12 protein-coding genes are annotated in these 19,619 nt (G+C 37.8%); 8 read left to right on the forward strand and 4 right to left on the reverse strand.

Going from position 1 to position 19,619, the window contains the following annotated elements:
* Window positions 1-63 precede the first annotated feature (63 nt).
* From E1140_RS13940 to E1140_RS13965, 6 genes are all read left to right on the forward strand, one after another.
* Window positions 64-2,607 (forward strand): HYR domain-containing protein, encoded by a 2,544-nt coding sequence (locus E1140_RS13940; RefSeq protein WP_155184929.1) that lies wholly within the window; start codon window positions 64-66, stop codon window positions 2,605-2,607.
* A 1-nt stretch (window position 2,608) separates the two neighbouring features.
* Window positions 2,609-3,535, forward strand: coding sequence for a PorP/SprF family type IX secretion system membrane protein (locus E1140_RS13945; protein WP_155184933.1), 927 nt, complete (start codon window positions 2,609-2,611; stop codon window positions 3,533-3,535).
* Between the two features lie 62 nt (window positions 3,536-3,597).
* Window positions 3,598-5,169, forward strand: coding sequence for a tetratricopeptide repeat protein (locus E1140_RS13950; protein ID WP_155184937.1), 1,572 nt, complete (start codon window positions 3,598-3,600; stop codon window positions 5,167-5,169).
* An 8-nt stretch (window positions 5,170-5,177) separates the two neighbouring features.
* Window positions 5,178-7,259 (forward strand): sensor histidine kinase, encoded by a 2,082-nt coding sequence (locus E1140_RS13955; RefSeq protein WP_155184940.1) that lies wholly within the window; start codon window positions 5,178-5,180, stop codon window positions 7,257-7,259.
* Between the two features lie 115 nt (window positions 7,260-7,374).
* Complete coding sequence (locus E1140_RS13960; protein ID WP_155184943.1) at window positions 7,375-10,770, forward strand: hypothetical protein; 3,396 nt, start codon at window positions 7,375-7,377, stop codon at window positions 10,768-10,770.
* Between the two features lie 88 nt (window positions 10,771-10,858).
* Entirely contained in the window at window positions 10,859-12,097 is a 1,239-nt protein-coding gene (locus E1140_RS13965) for an alpha/beta hydrolase-fold protein (protein ID WP_155184946.1), read from the forward strand.
* A 4-nt stretch (window positions 12,098-12,101) separates the two neighbouring features.
* On the opposite strand, the gene E1140_RS13970 is transcribed toward E1140_RS13965, so the two are convergent.
* Window positions 12,102-13,067: a phytanoyl-CoA dioxygenase family protein gene (locus tag E1140_RS13970; RefSeq protein WP_155184949.1), complete on the reverse strand. Its 966-nt coding sequence runs from the start codon at window positions 13,065-13,067 to the stop codon at window positions 12,102-12,104.
* 148 nt (window positions 13,068-13,215) lie between these two features.
* On the opposite strand from E1140_RS13970, the gene E1140_RS13975 reads away from it, so the two are divergent.
* Both E1140_RS13975 and E1140_RS13980 read left to right on the forward strand, forming a co-directional pair.
* On the forward strand, window positions 13,216-14,061 hold the full coding sequence (locus E1140_RS13975) for an AraC family transcriptional regulator (RefSeq protein WP_155184952.1): 846 nt from the start codon (window positions 13,216-13,218) through the stop codon (window positions 14,059-14,061).
* Window positions 14,062-14,123: 62 nt separating this feature from the next.
* The gene (locus E1140_RS13980) at window positions 14,124-15,020 is read left to right on the forward strand and encodes an HNH endonuclease (RefSeq protein ID WP_155184955.1); all 897 of its coding nucleotides are present in this window, start codon (window positions 14,124-14,126) and stop codon (window positions 15,018-15,020) included.
* Between the two features lies 1 nt (window position 15,021).
* Here E1140_RS13980 and E1140_RS13985 read toward each other — a convergent pair whose 3' ends face one another.
* The 3 genes from E1140_RS13985 to E1140_RS13995 form a co-directional block, all read right to left on the reverse strand.
* Window positions 15,022-17,784: an outer membrane beta-barrel protein gene (locus E1140_RS13985; protein ID WP_155184958.1), complete on the reverse strand. Its 2,763-nt coding sequence runs from the start codon at window positions 17,782-17,784 to the stop codon at window positions 15,022-15,024.
* 4 nt (window positions 17,785-17,788) lie between these two features.
* On the reverse strand, window positions 17,789-18,556 hold the full coding sequence (locus E1140_RS13990; RefSeq protein ID WP_155184961.1) for a GLPGLI family protein: 768 nt from the start codon (window positions 18,554-18,556) through the stop codon (window positions 17,789-17,791).
* Between the two features lie 151 nt (window positions 18,557-18,707).
* Complete coding sequence (locus tag E1140_RS13995) at window positions 18,708-19,571, reverse strand: DUF2911 domain-containing protein (protein WP_155184965.1); 864 nt, start codon at window positions 19,569-19,571, stop codon at window positions 18,708-18,710.
* Between the last annotated feature and the right edge of the window lie 48 nt (window positions 19,572-19,619).

Raw genomic sequence — 19,619 nt, forward strand, 5'->3', positions numbered from 1 at the left:
GATCATATGCTTCTATAGTTAATTTTTTTATTAGTAACTCTGTTGGTATTTTTTTAGAGTGTAATGAGTAAGCATTTTCTGCACGTTTTACTTTCAAGTGTATTCATTCTTGTGGCTTCAGCCGTATGTAAGGCTGCGCCTACTATTAGCGATTGTCCGAGCAACTTTAATGTAACATTAACAAGCAGCTGTACTAGAACTATAAATTGGAATGAACCTACTGCAACTGACCCAAATGGACCAGTAATTATTGAAAAAACACATACTCCTAATGCTACCTTATTCTCTTTAGGAACCACTACTGTTACGTATACTTTTACTAACAGTTTGGATGAAGTTTCAACCTGTTCTTTTGATATCACTGTCAAATATCAGTTTTTCAATCTACCTTCTGATCAGATAAAAACAGTTGATGAATTTTGTAATAGAACTGTATCATGGGTTGCACCTTCTAATTGTAGTGGAAATGTTACTATCGCATATTCAACATCACCAACCGTAGATTTACAAAATGGCGATAGTTTCCCAATAGGAGTGACTGAGGTAACTTATGTCGCCTTAAGGGGTGCTTCTTTAGATGACATAGAATCATTTACAGTTACAGTAAATGACAACATAGCCCCAACTTTCGATGTCACTCCCGATGATATAACTGTTGCCGCTAATACTAACTGTGAAGCAACTGTGAACTGGGCTGTTCCAACAGTTATAGACAACTGCACTGATAATATAACACCAACGGGTGATTTTGATCCAGGAGATACTTTTCCGCTGGGTACTACTTTAGTTACTTATTCAGCGAGCGATGAGGCCGGAAATCCTGCTACCTACTCTTTTAACGTGACTGTAGAGGATCAAACGGGACCTGTATACGATAACCTTCCATCAAACAGAACCGTACCTGCCGCTACAGGAGATTGTAAAGCAGTGGTATCTTGGCCTACTGTTACGGCTACCGATAATTGTACCAATGATGTTGATGTTAATATTGGCCAATCACATTCATCAGGTGACCTTTTTGACCTTGGCGAAACAGAAGTTACTTACACAGCTACCGATAGTGAAGGAAATGAAACTATTGAATCATTTATAATTACAGTGGTTGATGCCACGGCACCTACGCTGAGTAACTGTCCATCAGATATTAACCTTACCACTACAAATTCCTGTACAGCTGTAGCTACATGGTCTGATCCTAGCTTTAATGACATTTGCGATGCTTCACCTATAATAACCAAATCACACAACTCTGGTACATCTTTTCCAATTGGCACTACATCAGTTACTATAACTGCTACTGATGATGCTGGAAATCAGACAACATGTTCGTTTAATGTAACGGTGACAGATATTTCAGCACCAGTTTTTAATTCTTGCCCATCAAATATAACTGTCGCCATTACTGGAGATGGGTGTGATGCTACAGCAACATGGACTGTACCAACAGCATCAGATAATTGCTCATCAGACATAGTACCAACCGCAGACTTCAGCCCTGGTGATGCATTTCCTTTGGGAACCACTACTGTAACTTACACTGCTACTGATGTAGGTGGTAACGAATCCACTTGTTCTTTTGATGTTACTGTTGTAGACCAGACTGTGCCAGTATTTACTGATTGTCCAGCTGATATTGAAATCGCTGCTGATGCTACTTGTGGTGCTGCAGTGTCATGGACGCCACCCACGGCCACTGATAATTGTGATAGTGGTTTAACAATAACAGAAAGTCATGCTTCAGGTAGTATTTTCGACTTAGGAACAACCACAGTAACTTATACAGTTACTGATGAAGCTGGTAATGAGACAATATGCACTTTCAACGTAACTGTCATTGATGAAACAGGCCCTGAAATCACTAATTGTCCATCTGATATTGAAATTACAACTGCCGAATGTGAGGCTGTTGTTAATTGGGATGAATTGACTGCCGTTGACAATTGCAGCAGCATAACATTAAGCTCAAATTTCTCTCCGGGCGATACCTTTGCATTAGGCACCACTATGGTATCTTATACTTTTAGTGATGAATTGGGTAATGAAAGCGAATGCTCATTTAATGTAACAGTTGTAAATCCTGATGCCTTGCAATTGTTGAATTGCCCAGAAGACATAACTGTAGAGACTGATGATAGTGGTAGTGCGGAAGTGAGCTGGATAGAGCCAACGGTGGAGAGTCTTTGTACCAATTTTACTACTAGTCAGTCGCATCAGCCAGGAGATACTTTTCAAGAAGGAACAACTATAGTTACCTATGAGTTTATTGATGAGTTCGAGGCAGTAGTTACCTGTTCATTTAATGTAACAGTTTCAATAAGGGATATAGAATTTGATATTCCTAAACTGCTCACGCCTAATAATGATGGCAATAATGATATATGGTTGTTGGAGGGCATTGAAAACTTCCCTGATAACGAAGTGGTGGTGGTAGACAGATGGGGGAGCGAGATATTCAAAGCAACAGGTTATGATAACCAAAGAGTGGTTTGGGATGGAACCAATCAAAATGGAAAAATAGTGCCAACGGGTACCTATTTCTACTACATCTCGGTTAAAACGAATTCTTCAAATCAAAAGAAGCAGGGCTTTATAGAAATTATTCAATAGGATGAAGAAAGCCATAAACCATAACGTCCTTCTTATTATCTGCATTTCCTGTATGCTGGCCAGTAAGTCTGTAATTGCACAGCAGAATGTCCAGTATACGCAGTACATGTATGATGGATCGCTCATCAATCCTGCTTATGTGGGAGCTGATGAGGCATTGAGCATGACTCTGGTTCACCGTGATCAGTGGAATGGCTTAGATGGTGCACCTCAGTCGCAAACCTTCTCGGCACATACATTATTTAAGAAAAAGCAATTCGGCACAGGCATTATTATTCATAGAGAAAGCATTGGTATTCATCAAAGCTTCAATGCCGGTGCTAATTTTGCCTATCACTTGCCTACCGGCAGGTACAGCTACCTTTCGTTTGGTATGCAGGCTGCAGCTTTTAGCAGGCAGTCAGATTATCAGGCAGTGCAGGGTACAACAATGGACCCATCTGCAATCAATGGTGATTATAAAGAAACCTTTTTTGACGCCAGTTTTGGTCTCTATTTTAGAAGTAAGAAGTTTCATATGGGATATTCAGCTTCTGAAATCCTTCCAAGAGATTATATATTAGGAGATACATTGGCGGTTAATTCTGATAATTTTAGCCATCTGGTTTTTACCAAATTAATATTGCCACTAAGCAGGTCTGTTGATCTTACTCCGAGTGTATTATTAAAATATTATGCAGGTACACCACTCTCTTATGATCTTAATTTAAACACAACCATTCACGAAGTAATCTCTTTGGGTGTGTCTTATAGAAAAGATGAGTCAGTGGATTTTCTGGTACGTCTAAATATTACCCCTCAGTTTCAGGTGGGTTATGCTTACGACAACCCAATAGGTTCAGTTGCAGATTTTGCAAAGGCATCTAATGAATTGATGCTGAGATATTTATTTAAGTTCAAGTACGATAAAGTGGTTTCTCCAAGGTGAGACATTTAATATCACATATAACTCACTTCACAAGTAAATCTATAGTTTATCTCATAGTCATATTGCTGTGCATAGGACATTCTGCTGCTGCTCAAGAATCTGTTTTCAGTTTGTTTACAAAGGATTTAGACGCAGCTGATGATTACTATGTTAGTGGCAACTACCAAAGTGCCCTTGAGCTGTATGAAGTAGTGGCCACCAAGAAATCTGCCCCTGCAAATATTGACTTAAGACTAGCGCGCTGTTATTACTTCACACATGATTACACGAATGCTGTGAGTAGCTATGAGAAGTTTATGAAAGTTGAGAAGCTTTCAGATGTCGATCAGTTCTATTATGCGGAAGCATTAACTGCTACAGGGGATTATACCAAGTCTGCAGAAGTATATGCTAACAGTTATGCTAAAGATAGTCAGAATGAAATGCTGGCAGCTAGAATTTGGCGAATGAACAACATAGCCTATCTGTTCGAAGATTCTGTTGACAATGCTGTGCGTTACATCTCGTTAAATACGCCCAACAGTGAGCTAAAAGCCTTACCATATAATGATGGTGTTGTGTATGTCTCAAATCGCACGCCTGTATCGATGGTTCAGAAAGTAGATACTAAAGCCAATGCCTCATTCTATCATTTATATTATTCAGATACCAAGCCTGATCCGTTCAGTGTCAATGCTTTGATTTATGAAGATGCAGAATCGTTTGATAGTGATTTAAATGGAGGCTTTCATATAGGCTCACTAGATTTCTATGAAGGCAATAGCAAAATGGTGGTGGCCATGTCTAGTAAATATAAAAACGGAGATGGAAAATATCCGCTGCAACTCTATTTCGCTACTAAGAAAAAGAAGCGCTGGAAAGTAGCAAAACCATTTGAACATAACAACAACGGTTATTCCTTGAGCGAACCATATATAAGTGAAGATGGCAAGAAGCTTTATTTTTCTACAAACCTACCTGAAGGCTATGGTGGCCGTGATATTTATGTTTCAAGTTATACAGACGGTGCCTGGACAGTCCCTGAAAACCTAGGTCCGGCAATCAACACTTCTGCTGATGAAATATTCCCGTTTCTTGGATCAGATAATGCACTATATTTTTCTTCCAACGGCCATCCCGGGCTCGGTGGATCTGATATTTTTAAAATTGAACTCTCTGAAGATGGATATGGTGAAGTAGAGAACCTTGGCTATCCAATAAACAGCGGCTATGATGATTTTGCATTTACCATAGACTCATTAAACAGGCATGGATTCTTAAGCTCTAATAGAAAGAATGGAGGCCTTGATGATGACATCTATGAATTCGATATGGGCTTACAGAGCTATCCTTTAAAAATTGAGGGTGTGGTGAAGTTTATTGAGCATAACTGGATGGATTCTACGGAGTTAAAGCCTTTGCCGAATGTTCAGTTGATATTGATTGACGACAATGGGAACAATAGAATTACAGAAGCGTTATCTGACGATAATGGTAACTTTAGTTTTACTATTCCCTTCTACAGTAAGTATAAAATCAGAATTGTAGGTAATGATTTAGACGGGATTGTTAGTTTTGAGGTGCCGAAGTATGCAAAAACCAATTCTAGTTACGAAATTGTTGTTGTCAATGATGACTTCAAGAAATCCAAGTAAGGGGTGACATGAAACGCTCTCATTTATTATATCTGATTAATACATTAAAAATCACCGTGCTTTTATTGTTCCTTGTAGCAGGTCCAATTGCTGTACATGCACAGGATACACAGGTAGTACAGATCAAAGCATTTAATGAAGATTTAAGACCTTATGGCAATATCAAAGTAGGTATTAACCAGGGAAGTTTAATTGATTTAAATGCCAGAGGAACGGCCTTCGCTAATCTCAGAAAAGACGATTTCCCCATAAAGTCCATCACCATTGGTGATAATACTCTGGAAGCAGCTTCATGGAACTTGAGTAAGGGTGTTTTAGAGATAACCATCCGAAAGAAAAGCTATAAGGATATTACTGTAGTAATAAGAAATATGAATGGTGAGGCACTGAGAAGGCAAGCTTTCACCTACAAAGGAGAAAAAACGATCAATACCACCACAGATGCCGGTGGATCAGCCAGTTTGCCAATGGCGCTAAATGAGCGCATAACCAATGCTAGCCAATTTGAGGTTAAAGGCTACAAATCGATGAGTGTGGCACAGAATGGCTCTCGGTATGTTCTTAAAGTAGCATTATTGAATCCTGTTAAGCAGCTGGCAGAAGTGAAACCTAAAGCCAATCAGCCAATAATCGATACTAGTAGTGAAGATTTAGAAACGTCAGTGCTTTCACAATTAGATTCAATACAGTCACTACAGGAATTCTATGCCTTGTTTAAGGGAATTAGAATGGACAATCTTTCGACTGATGTACGTAATTCCATAGACTTAAAGTTTGATGAGCTACTATCAGGAGTGGAGGGCACTACTTCAGACTCTACCTCTTACATCACTAATATCACTGATACTACTGTGGTCAAAAATGACTTACAAAACCTTTTGAAAGAGGTGCAGCGTGAGAATAAGCGTCTGAGTTCTCAAAAGTCGGAATTTGATAATAAGATTAGATTGGTAAATGAAAAACTAAATCAAGGTTTTGAAAACCTAAGTGAGGAGGATCGAGAAGAGCTACTTAACGATCTTAATTTGCTTGAAGAGCTTTTAGCCAATAATGAAAATGAGTTTAATGAAAATCAGAATAACTATCTGGCGATGATTACAGAACTCAAAAACAGGTTCTTTGACCTTGAAAAGCTGGAGGGGCAACTCAGTGCTAGTGAGCAAAAAAGACTGGCTGAGAAAAAGCTTTATCAGCAAAGGATATTGGCCATTTCAGGATTGGTATTATTCTTTGCTTTGTTGCTCCTCTTGTTGCTTTATCTACGACTTAAACTCAAAAAACAGCAGAAGCAGTTGCTTTCTGCCAATGAGAATGTAAAACACATTAACCAGAACCTGGAGAGTATCGTTTCTGAAAGAACTGATATGCTTGAAAAGACTTACAAAGAACTCGATTTGGTATTATATCGCGCTTCGCATGATTTAAGGGCGCCTTTGTGTTCTATAACAGGTCTTAGTCAACTTATTGCCCTTAATACTGGTGATGTGCAGCTCACAGATTTGATTTTGAAAACCAACAATCAGATGGACAAGCTACTAAAGAAACTGAGTACCATTAGTGAAATCCATCAGCCGGGGACTTTTAGTGAAGTGAAGTTAGATGACCTCATTTTCGAAGTGACCAGACGTTTTGACACTATGATTAGGGAGAATAATATTAACCTGGCTGTTGATTGTGCTGATGACCTTGATATTGTGAGTATTCCATACCTGTTAGAGGTGACCCTTCATAACTTGCTTGAGAACGCGTTGATCTTTACGAGTATCAAGGAAGATCAGCTTAGAGAAGTGTCGATCAAAGTGAGAAAGGTGAGTAGCCAACTGTTGATTGAAGTGTACGACAATGGTATCGGAATAGATAAGTCCACTGTTAGTCAGCTTTTCGAAATGTTTTACAAAGGTACTGAGCTTTCTAAGGGTAATGGATTAGGGCTTTACATAGTAAACAAATCCGTAAATGTGCTGAAAGGTAATATTGAAGTCGACTCTGTAGAAGGAGAGTACACCAGAATTATTGTCAACGTACCCGTTGACGATTCGCAAGGACATGCATTTGACTTTATTAAGCAAAACGAGTTAGCTGAGGCTTAATTTAAAGGTTAACGGCACTCAATTTATTGTTTAATCTCTATCAAATTCACTGTTTGTTATTAGGTTGTAATTACCTCTGATTCTATATTTACATTTTTTATTTAAATTATATTAATTGAGTTCAAATATTTTTAGTAGAAGAGTTGTGTCAAAGTCAGACAAGGAGCTTCTACAGATTCTCAAAAAGCCAGAAGGATATCAAGAATTATTTATTAATGCGGTAGTACAGGAGTTAGATGTTCGAAACATTGCTCCTCCTGAATCTTACATTTTATTTGTTGAAAGAAAAGAAGCTAAACAAGATAGAATTCTTAAAACATTAAAGGAACACGCAACTTCTGAGCAAGATGTTTTTCAAGTGTTTGAGTGGTTGCCTCGGAAGTTATATTATGTCTTGCTGCACTACTTTATTTTTTTTACAATGATATGTTTTGTTATCTCATTCCCATATTTTGATAGTTGGTTGTATAGTATGGTTATAGCCTCAAGCCCAATTATTCCTCTGTTATATGCTAATGGATTTTCTAAAAGTGATACATTAAGGTCATATCATTTTCAAGTTAGGATCATTTATGCAATTGCAATTTTCCTTATATCAACTTTAAGAAATGATCTTGTTCTGTCAAGGCACTACAGTCTGTGGCAGTCTATACCAATGATTTTGTCGATGTTAGTCTACAGTGGTCTTTTTTCTTTCATTATTTATTATCTGGTAAAAAAATATCCACGTTTAAAACTTACCAACTTTTATTTTGCTAAAGTTCTCACCCCGATTTCAATTGTTTTCATATCATTCATTATAATTATACAAAATGACTGGTTTAATACTGCAGAAGATTCAATTGTTAGATGGCAAGGTAAACATTATTTGGATTATGATAGTTTTAAGGGTTATCCTGACTTATTTACACATTATGATGGAGCAATATATTCAGACATAAAAGGTGAGTATGTTGACTCAAATCAAGTGATAGTTAAAGCTTTTTACAGACCTAAAAGGACTTGGATGAACCCTTGGGATAAAGGAGAATCTTATTTCCTATTGCAACATGAAAGGTATCATTTTAATTTGACAGAAATGATTGCCAGGAGAGTTAGAAAGCAGATGTTTAATAATAATGGTGGTCACTTACCTCAGGCAGAATTTGATTCTTTGATTAAGAATTATCGAAACATACTTGACCAAACGCAAGATTCTTATGATAATAACACTGATCACAGTGTAAAAGTCATTGAACAAAGTATTTGGCAATTTAAAATCGATAGTAATTTGCTAGTGACTGATCCGTATTGGAATCAATATATTGCAATAAAGCCAGATAATATAAGGGAGAAATTTTTTAGGTATATAGAGCAAATAGGCGATATGGTGCCTAGAGGCAGGGGAAGTGTTTTACCTTATGAAATAAGCTATGGTTCTTATTATAAATTCAAATTAAATAGTGAGGAAAAGCTTGCACAAATTTCATTCTATAAAGAAGGTTCTTTGCAGTTGGATCCATATTATAATGCATCAATAATTAAGATTCAAAATGCATCAAATGGACAAATTATTTATTCCTTTTATGATCCCAATGGAGAACCAATAAACAATCGTTTTGGATATCATACTCAAAATGAAACTGTACTTTTTAATACGCATCAATATACATACAAAGACGTTGATGGCTATAGGGTAGGTGGTCCAACAGGTGAGTTTGTTACAGTGATCAATAGAAATGAAGATGAAGAAATTGAACAGAAGTATTTTCTAGATGAGAATAATAAACAAATATTAAATGTACTTAGTCAGTATGACTTAAGATATAGCTACTTGAACGACCCAAAAAGGATAGTTATAAGTAACTATAATAATCAAGGTAGTATGGTTCCTGATGCTAATGGGAGTATCAAGCGCTGGTTTGAGTATGATGATAAAAATGAACTAGTTAGATCATTTGAAGAACGTGCCAGTTCATTTATTAATAGACTAGATTCTATTGCGATAAAGGAAATTGAGTATGATGAATTAGGCTTTGAAATTTATACATCTTATTATGATAACAAACTGAATCCGAGAGAAGATTCTGATGGTTTTTGGAGAACTATAACCACTCATGATAGATGGGGAAATATCAATATGGAAGCAAAATTAAATTCTAACAAAGTTTTGATTAATGATGCTAAGGGAGTGGCGATGAGGTTTTGGGAGTTTGATAGTTTAAAAAGAACATTGGAGTACGCGGAGTATGATAAAGGAGGAATATTAGTTTATGATGAAGATGGTTATGGTAAAGCTAGGTACGAATATTGGCCTAATGGTTATTACAAGACTTTTACAAATCTGAATGCATATTACTTTCCAATTAGTTCCAATAGTAATGGTCCTGTTAGTCATTATTCCTATGATTCAATTCAGAATTCAAGAACTACCATTTTTACCGATGAGGATGGCAAAAGATCTACCGATGCAAATGACTCATACTATAACATTATCTATTATGATACTGATGACTATGTTGTTGAAAGTAGATACTATGACGAGAATAATAACTTAAAAGAAGTTGATAATGATGTAGCAATATTTAAATATACCTATGATTCAAGACATAATAAGATTGAAACAGTTTACCTAAACTCAAAAGAAGAGCCTGCATTTGCCAATCAAGGAGCACATATAAATAGATATAAATATGATACATTGGATCGATTGATTGAAAGATCATACTATGATACTTTAGGCAACCTCATTGAATTTGAAAATCATGCAATTATTCAGTGGCAATATGATGAGGATAATAATGTTACTGAGACTCGGTATTACAATTCGTTAGGAGAACTTGATGAGGGTACTGCTATTGTCAAGGAGTCTATTGAGAATAACAAAGTTGTACGAGAAATCAGATTAACGAACTCCTTAACTGGTATAACTGATGAACCTGCCGTAATAAGCAGAAACTTTGACCAGAGTGGAAAACTTATTAGTACATCTTACTTTGATTTAGAAGGTGCAAAGTTAGTAGGTAACGAAGGTTACCATTCTGTTAGGTATGAATACGACAATTACAACAGAAAAATAGCGATTAGTTATTTTGGTGAGGATGATGAACTTATTGAGATAGACAAGGTAGCTAGAAGAGAATATGAGTATGATAACAGATCTAATGTTATAAGGATTTTAAAGTATAATGCTAAAAATAGACTCTCAAAAGACATTGAAGGTAGTGCTATCGAGAGGTTTAAGTATAATTTGTCTGATGAAGTAATTCAGGAGAACTATTATGATGAGTATTATGACCTTGTGGAGGTTGAGGGAAATTATTGTGCTGTTATTTATGGAAGAAATAGGAGTGGTAGAGTAACACGAGAAACTTACTATGATAAGAGAGGGTATCCTGTTAATTCGAATAACTCCTTTGCTCAAATAATAAACGCCTACAACCGACACGGTGATGTGATGAATACTGATAGCCTTAAACAAGACCAAGTATTTAAAGAAAATCCATCTATCATTGACTTGACTATATATTAAATAATTTCTGTTAACAATTTGTTAAAGTGTTGTGAATCAATGTGTAGTCTGAAAAGGATAATATCTTTAAGATATTAAATCTAAACTCATGCTCAAGCAACACTTTTTACTAATTCTAATTGTATCATTATTCGTTAGTAATAGCCTTCTGGCTCAATCTGCTATGCAGGTTGGTGAGCTTAAAACCTTCTATTCTGAAATTCTTGGTACCGACCGTACTATTCAGGTTTACCTTCCCGATTCTTATGATGATAGTGAGAGAAAATACGCTACTCTTTATGTGCTTGATGGCCAAATGTTCTTTTTGAACGGTGTGGCAATTCAAAAGAGCCTTCATGGTGAAACACTTCTTCCTGAGATGATTGTGATTGGCTTGGTGATGGAACAGCCGGAGCGAAATGAAGTATTTAGAAATCAATGGGATGAGTTTAAGGCTTTCGTTCAAAAGGAGTTGGTAGGTTATATAGATCAAAATTTTAGAACTAATGGAGAGCGCATATTATTTGGTTGGGAAACCAGTGCTTATGTTTCTGCCGAGGTCATCATGGCTTCCGGTTGTCCTTTTACAGGCGCCATAAGTTCTAATGCCGCTTACATTGATCAGAATATGATTGACAGCTTCAACAAGCAGGTTAGTGATATTAAATATCTGTATTTAGCCAATACAGAAAAAGACATATATACCATTGCTAGTACTACTCAGGCAGTAGAGAACCTCAAGGCCAATGATATAGATAATTTGGTCTGGGATGTAAGACTTTTTAATGATGAGATTCATGAATCGTTGCCGTACCTGTCCATGTATCATGGTTTAAAGTTCTACTATCATAATTATGCCTCACCAAGCTTTAGTAGCATTAAGGACTTTGAGGAACGTGGTGGACTGCCTTATTTAAATGATTATTTTAAGCAGCGTGGTGAACGTTTTGGCATGTCGCAAGAGATTGATTATGCTACCAAGAACACCCTAATTTGGATGGCATGGAATCAGGATGAATTCAGTGCTTTCAAACAGTTTATGACAGAATTTGAAGATGTGCTAGGAACTCCCAGATATGCTTCTGCCTACTGGCAAAATAGGCTGGGGCAGTACTATCTCAAATATGAAGATTTCGATAGTGCCATTCCTTTCTTTGAACGCGGCATCCGAGATTATCCTGATGATGAATATATGGCACAAATGTACAGCGGACTCGGTTTGTCATATTTGGGTAATGACGATAAAAAACGTGCTAAGCAGAACTTGAAATTAGCAGTACAAGCCGCTGAAAAGACATCAGATCAAAACCTTGATGTTTACAAAGAGCAACTGAAAAAGGTGAAATAGGGACTTACCAATCCTCCAAACCAAGTAATTTTTTACCTAGTGCTGACAGCTCAGCTGTTTTGTATTTAGTTTGCTCAAACTTCCTTGGATCACCAGGAAAAGCATGACCTTCGGGTGCCAGTCTGTTTTTCCATGAATTGATTCGCCATTGACGCATGGCAGTATTTTCAGGCTCTGCCGGCATCATAGAAATGTATTGCGCTATCCTTACTTTGTCTTTTGACAAATTAGGCCTGATGCCATGAGGCTGCGAGCTATTAAATATTAGCAGATCACCAGCCTTCATTTTGGCTTTATGATAGTCATTTTCAAAACCAGTAGTATCAGGCTTAAAATGATCACGATCTGCTGGTTGAGTAAGTTTCCATTGATCATAAGTTCTGAATAGCTCGGGAATGCACTGAAAACCTCCCATTTGTTCATCTTCCTGATCAGCTAATGCCAGCACACCTTGCACATTTTGAGGCTTGGTTTCAGGGTCATAGTCCCAATGGATAAAACCTTTATACTCAAAGCCCGGCCTTAACGGAAAGTTGAGGTTGGCACGATCAATAGTTACCCAAAGCTGCTCATGACCCCAGATGTCAACAAAAGCATCATATACCTTTTGTGTTTGCCTGTTATCCCACAGGTATTGGTGATTGTAAACCTCGACCATGCCAGTGCCCACAAGCTCTTTCATACCAGCACTAGCCCGTTCTTTGGTGTACCAGGTCTCCGGATTGTTTTTATCTTTCTCTTCGAACTCCCAAATAAAATCAGCAGTCTTTAGTGCTTGTTCTCGGGGAACAGCATTTCGGATAATCACATACCCATTGTGCTTCCAAAACTTCCAGTCCTCTTCAGTAAGTACTCTTAGCGATTTAGCATCGGCCTCAGTTCTTAGGTTAATTTTGCTACTAGTGGCAGTTGATGGATTGCCAGGAATGGCTTCATGGTTTTTGTTGGGGTTAACTACTGTTTGTTGCATGACTCGGTATTTAAGCTTTTAGATAATACAAAGATAAGGGCAACAGGAAAACGTTTGCTTTATTTATTTTAGCCTAAATTATAACAATATTGACATTTAATAAGTAATATGATTGTTATAATGATAATTTAGGTCAATTGACTTTACTATGAAAACCCAACTTGAACAAATAGCACTACCTGAGGATTGCTCCTTTAACATTATGGTTAACCCGTACCTTAATGACTTTTTCTTCTGGCATTTTCATCCTCAGTTCGAGTTGGTATATATCGAAGGGGCTAATGGTGTTCGTAATGTAGGGGAGAATGTCTCTAAGTACGAGGGCAGTGATCTGGCCTTTATTGGTTCTAACATTCCGCATTTGAATTTTGATTATGGTGTAAAGACCAAATATGAAATACGGGTGGTACATCTTGATCCGGACTTTCTGAGCCATGCATTGAACAAAGTGCCTGAGCTGCAATCGGTGCAGCAACTATTTGCAAAGGCCAGTCATGGTATTGCCTTTGGTGAGGACACTAAGCAACTGGTAGGACAGAAGATATTGGCGCTTCATGAAATGGAGCATTTTGAGCGCTTTGTTGAAGTGCTGAAGATCTTTAAGGTATTGGGAGATGCAACAGACAGCTTTCTGTTACATGATGAGCCTGTGCGAACACAACATACGCGTAAGGATCAGGACCGACTGAAGAAAGTATATGCTCTGATAGAAGCAGAGTACCACCGCAAGATTGATGTCGCAGAAGTAGCCGATTTGTCCAACCTCACCAATGAGTCATTTTGTAGATTTTTTAAGCGCATGACCAAGCTGACCTTTATTGAGTTTTTGAACCACTACCGCATCAATATGGCTAAAAAGCTGCTGATGCAGGATAAGAATGTAACAGAGGTATGTTTTGAATGTGGCTTTGAAAGCTTGTCCTACTTTAACCGCACTTTTAAAAAAGTAACTGGAGAAAACCCATTGGCTTATAAGAAGGGGATGGAGAGGTAAAGGATGCTTGAAGATTAGTGGCTATTGTTTAATAGGTTGTACTTTCATAATTTAAATGTCTCTTGGAAGATCAAAATAATCACAGTATACGTCTAGCGGTTTTTAAATGGTTGGATCAAGTAGCTCCAGCTAATGATTATATACTTGATTGGCAGCTTTTGAGTAAAGGATTCAAATTCAAAAATGAAGTAATTCCTTTGATTGGAGCTAAGGGAATATGGAAGCCAAGAGTTATTCAAGGGATCCCTATATCTATCACATCTGTTCAGCAGAGTATTTATTCAGATGAGATTGTCAGTGACGATATGATGCTATATAGTTACAGAGGAGCTGATATAATGCATAGCGATAATGTTGGTCTAAGAGAGGCTATGAATCATCAAGTTCCTCTTGTCTATTTCCATCAAATTTTAAAAGGAAAGTATTTTACCGCATGGCCAGTTTTTGTAATTAAGGACGATCCTGATAAATTGAAGTTTACGATTTCAGCAGAGAATTATAATGTAATCCATGATATTTCGCTTTTATCAGAGCCAGGAGCAGATTATCGAAGAAAATATCAGACTAGAGAAGTTCTAATAAGACTTCATCAAAAAAGTTTTAGAGAAAGGGTTTTGGCAGCGTACAAAAATCATTGCACTATATGCAATTTGAAACATAGGGTTCTGTTAGATGCTGCGCATATAATACCTGATAATGAAGGAGGCTTACCTGAAATTACAAATGGTCTTTCTTTATGTAAAATTCATCATGCAGCATATGACCAACATATTATTGGCATTACTCCTGATTATAGGGTTGAGGTACGAAATGATATTTTAAATGAGATAGATGGTCCTATGTTGAAACATGGTCTTCAAGAGTTCAATCATAAAAAATTGATATTGCCATCTTCCAAAAAGAATTTGCCCAATAGAGAATCGATAGACATCAGATATCAAAGGTTCAAAAGTGCATAAATCACCTCTCATGCCCCTCTTTAATCACAATACCACTTCCGTTGCTTCCAAACTTGGATAGCGAGTAAGTAAAAGTCAGCATGGCGTATTGGGTTACCACATTAATGCGCTGGTCCTGGATGTAGTTGAAGTTGCTGCTTCTGGATACACCACTTATTTTGTTTAGCAGATCGTAAACGCTCAGTTTCAATTCGCCACGGTCATTTTTCAGGAAGGTTTTGGCCAAATGCATTCGCCATATCGGCATTTCAATTTTCTTTTCAAAAGCGTCACCATCAAATATTCTGTAGTCAAAGGAGGAGCTAAGGTTCCAGGTCTTCAAAAAGGTAAGACTCATATCAGAGTATAACACATTGCGGAAGTAACTCTGATTCAGATTATCCGCCTCAGAGTATTTGGTATCATTCAACTCTGTTTTATAGCCAACTACAATGTCTACAGCATTCTTCTTCCGGTTCTCCACATTAAAGTCTATCGAGTTCTGAAAACGCTCTACACCATTTTTCTGGTCATTGATAAACAATTGCGTTTTAGTATAGGTGTGGTTGGTAGATATATGGAATTTGATACCTAATGGTTTTACAGAGGTGCCGAATGAGAAATAGCCATTACCGCTCCATTCTTCATTAATGTTGGTAGGGCTCACGGTTTGTGTTAATTCATCAGAAATAAGAGTGGTGTTGGTGATCCTATTCTGCACAAGTCGGGTATTTAGCCTGGCAAACAGATTGGTAAAACTGAAATTATCAAACAGAGAAAAGTTTAAATAGGCATTATGCATGTACTCAGTCTTGAGGTCAGGATTACCAATATAGATATTCAGTGGGTTGCTGTTGTCTACCACCGGCTGCAGCTGGCGCACACTCGGTTCATTTACATTGGTGCTATAGCCAAGGCTCAATGACTTTGATCTGGCGAAGCTATAACGAAAGGCCATAGAGGGCAGCACATTGAAGAAGTTCTTGTTAATCTTCACATCTTCATTTATCAGTTTACCCTTAAGGTTGGATGATTGTGCCATTACACCTGCGGAGAATGTGAGGTCTTCACCATTCATTTGAAGCTTAAAACCTCCCTGATCGTAGAAATAGTCACGCCTGTAGAGTTGGCTCAACTGGTCATTTCTGATCCGGTCCGTACCCACATTATCGAAGTAAAACGATTTGTTTTCAGTATCATAGTTCTGTCTTTCATAAATGGCACTCAGGAACTTTAAGTTGCCTAAAGGCTCAGTATAAACCATTCTTAAATTGTAGTCAAAGGCATCATTAGACACATCCTGAAACTGATCAAGATTGATGGTGTTAGGGTTATTGCCATAGAATGAGGTGGTAGATAAAATATTCTGATTCTGAATGGTATTGCCATAGCCTATCTTAGCATTAGCCGTGATCAAACGGCCAATATCATTAAGCTTCTTGCGGTAAGCCAGCCTTGAATCAAAAGAGACATTATCCGAAATACCATTGTTGTTATTGTAACTTTCATTGAGCAGTGCATTGCTGGCATCATAAGTCTGATTTGAGCGTGTTAATCGGTCAGAGCCATTGTTGAGTTTGATGTTTGATCTCAAAGTGATGTCTTGCCCATCGTTGATTTTATGCTCGAGCTTAAAAGTAAGGCGATGGTTGGTGTTGTTACCGGTAGAGTAGGAGGTGTCTCCTGAATTGTAGATAGTGCCGTTCAGAAAGTTCTGTCTTGCAGAAGTCTGATCAATTACATTGTCTATGCCATTAAAGAAATAGGAAGACGTGAGCTCTGTATTTTTGCTAAAATCATGATTGAAATTAATACCACCAGAAGTGGCTGTTGACACACCGCCTTGCTGGCCGCCCATGCCACCATCCATGCCCTCAACAGACATCATCATGCCACCACCGGATAGCGCTGAAAGCCCACCAGAAAATCCCATATAATCCTGAAAGGAGAAGTTCTGCTCGTTAATGTTATTGGTTGCAGCTAGTGCTGAAAGCTGTGTTTTTTTATTGAACTTGTTGATACTAGCCTTACCCTGAAAACGGTCATCAGTACCATAACCGCCAGCTATTTTACCAAAGACACCATTCTTTTTATCATCCTTTAAATCTAAATTGATTGTTTTTGACCTTTCTCCATCATCCACACCTGTAAACTCAGCCATGTCAGACATTTTATCAAATACCTGTACTTTGTTTATGGCATCAGCGGGCAGGTTTTTAGTGGCTATTTTAGGATCATCACCAAAGAACTCCTTGCCATCAACAAAAACCTTATTGACCTTCTCGCCCTGAGCCTTGATGTTACCATCCTGATCTACCTCTACGCCAGGCAGTCGCTTGAGCAGCTCTTCTACAGTTGCGTTGGGCTGGGTTTTAAAAGCATCAGCATTATATTCAATGGTGTCTCCATTGATCATGATAGGGATTCTGTCTGCAGAGACAGACACACCATCTAATATCTCAGTTTTCTCCTTTAGTTTGAGCTGCCCCAGATCGATCGACTCCTTTTGATCACTTACTGTAAATGGCTTCGATAGTGTTTCATAACCCACAAAAGCCACCTGCAGAATATAAGAGCCTTTAGTGACTTTCTTTAGCAGGAAATTACCTTCATTGTCAGCTATAGTGAAGCTCTGCATAATGGAGTCAGAAGCATTAATTAATACTGTGCTGGCAGAGGGCAAAGGATTATTGTCTTTGTCCATAATTTGACCTGTAACCGCGACAGACTGCGCCATGGCCACACTTGCAAGGCAGGTGAGGAGAAAACCGAGAATATAACGCATGGAACTAGTTCTTTTGAATAAATACTTTTACGCCACCACCTTCATGTGCACCACCAAATTCAGCTTCCATCTCTTTCAATTTCTCTTCGCGGATTTTGACGAACTCTTCACGTGTAACTTTCTTCCCTTTACCAGGTGACTCAATCTCGCTACTGTAGTCGGCCTCTAAGTCAACATTGGTGGCTACATAAGTGCGTTCGCCATCGTTTACACTAAGCTCTAAAATAGCTCCTGGTAGTCCAACAAATCTTGATGGACCAATAGATGCTGGTATTTGAGTGGTAAACCACGCCTCATAGGTAGTACTGTCTTCAGTATAGGTAGCCTTTTGAGCATTATAACCTAAAATGGTTTTGGTGTCGGCCTCTATTTTCCATTTCAGATTTTTTAGGTCATCTTCAATTAGAAAGACCCTGTCCATAAAATCAGTTTTCTGAACCAACTCCTTTTTAGACATATTGTAAAAAGTCACATCTTCAGAGCGCTTTGTTTTAATTTCAATTTGGGCACCATCATCTGTTGTAAACATTTGCTTTGGAGCTGCCTTCTTCTCCGGATTTGTTGAAGATCTGTAAAGACTTTTGCCTTCAGCAAATATCAGTTCATAAGAATTGGTATTGCTTTTAGGAATGTTGGCAAACATGGCTTCATCCATATCACCACCAAAGTTCATTTTGAACTGTACAGTTTCATCATATTCGATTTTGCCCTTTAGGTCCTGTGCCTGGGCAAAGCCGGTGGTTAATAAAAGTAGTAGTATAAAGTGTTTCATAGTTTTATTTGTTTACTCAAGGATACTATGAAACAGCGTTTGCTGAGTGGGAGGGACTCTTAAAAATTGTTAAAGCAAAGGTTAAAAAACGTTAATAAAAAAAGGTCTCACTTTACAGCGAGACCTTTCAGTTCTGATTGATTAAAATAATTTACTTCAAGCTCGCAATAAGGTCTTCGTTTCTTTTAATATAACCGAAATCACCATTAGGGCTAGCTTTTGCCATTTCTAAAGACTTCATAGCAGTTTCTTTTGCTCCCTTTTTATCACCCATCTTAGCTTGGATTTGTGCTTTAGTATGAACATTCCAGAATTGCTTACCGTTCTCGCCAACAGCAAGGTACATGTCCATCCACTTTAAAGCCTGGTTTAGGTCTTTGCCAGCTGCAAGGTAATAGTTAGCAGCAGCCACATAGTTTCCTGGGTTTACTTTTGTGTTAGCCTCGATAGATGCCATTACTTGAGCATCAAAATCTACTTTGATAGGCACTTTAACAGAAACATTAGACCATGCTAATTGGATAGTAGCGGTTGTGTTATCTGCACTAAGGTCAGCAATGTTGTAAGTTAATGCTTCGACTGTGTTAGAAAGTGTAGTTGGCTTTACTTTAGCAAGAGCCACTTCTTTTGACTTGTCATAACCACCTACGTTACCACCTAATGAAAGGTCAGAATACAAAGAAACAGACCACTCATCTTTTCCTGGAGTAGCGAAAATAAGATACTTTCCAGCTTTAACAGGAGTACCTGCAAAAGAAATGTCAGTGCTGATAGTTAAGAAAGATCCTGCATTTGCACCTGCTCTCCATAATTGTCCATATGGCTGAAGAAAGTCGCTTCCCTCACCAAAGATTTTACGGCCTTTCACTTTAGGTCTTGAATAATCGATCGTTACATCTGTCAATCCTACTTTGCTGTAAACAGAGCCAGCTGGGCTAGGTGCAGGTGTTTCGATTTGTGCATTGATGCTGAATGCCATAAAGGCTGCTAATGCGGTTAGTAATGTTTTTCTCATTTTGTATAAGTTTAAGTTTGTTACATTTTGAGTACGCAAATTATATAA

Source organism: Fulvivirga lutimaris (assembly GCF_009711525.1).
Taxonomy (GTDB): Bacteria; Bacteroidota; Bacteroidia; order Cytophagales; family Cyclobacteriaceae; genus Fulvivirga; species Fulvivirga lutimaris.

Coding starts and splice junctions, on each gene's coding strand:
- E1140_RS13940 (WP_155184929.1), top strand. CDS start 64: ATGAGTAAGCATTTTCTGCACGTTTTACTTTCAAGTGTATTCATTCTT.
- E1140_RS13945 (WP_155184933.1), top strand. CDS start 2,609: ATGAAGAAAGCCATAAACCATAACGTCCTTCTTATTATCTGCATTTCC.
- E1140_RS13955 (WP_155184940.1), top strand. CDS start 5,178: ATGAAACGCTCTCATTTATTATATCTGATTAATACATTAAAAATCACC.
- E1140_RS13965 (WP_155184946.1), top strand. CDS start 10,859: ATGCTCAAGCAACACTTTTTACTAATTCTAATTGTATCATTATTCGTT.
- E1140_RS13970 (WP_155184949.1), bottom strand. CDS start 13,067: ATGCAACAAACAGTAGTTAACCCCAACAAAAACCATGAAGCCATTCCT.
- E1140_RS13975 (WP_155184952.1), top strand. CDS start 13,216: ATGAAAACCCAACTTGAACAAATAGCACTACCTGAGGATTGCTCCTTT.
- E1140_RS13985 (WP_155184958.1), bottom strand. CDS start 17,784: ATGCGTTATATTCTCGGTTTTCTCCTCACCTGCCTTGCAAGTGTGGCC.
- E1140_RS13990 (WP_155184961.1), bottom strand. CDS start 18,556: ATGAAACACTTTATACTACTACTTTTATTAACCACCGGCTTTGCCCAG.
- E1140_RS13995 (WP_155184965.1), bottom strand. CDS start 19,571: ATGAGAAAAACATTACTAACCGCATTAGCAGCCTTTATGGCATTCAGC.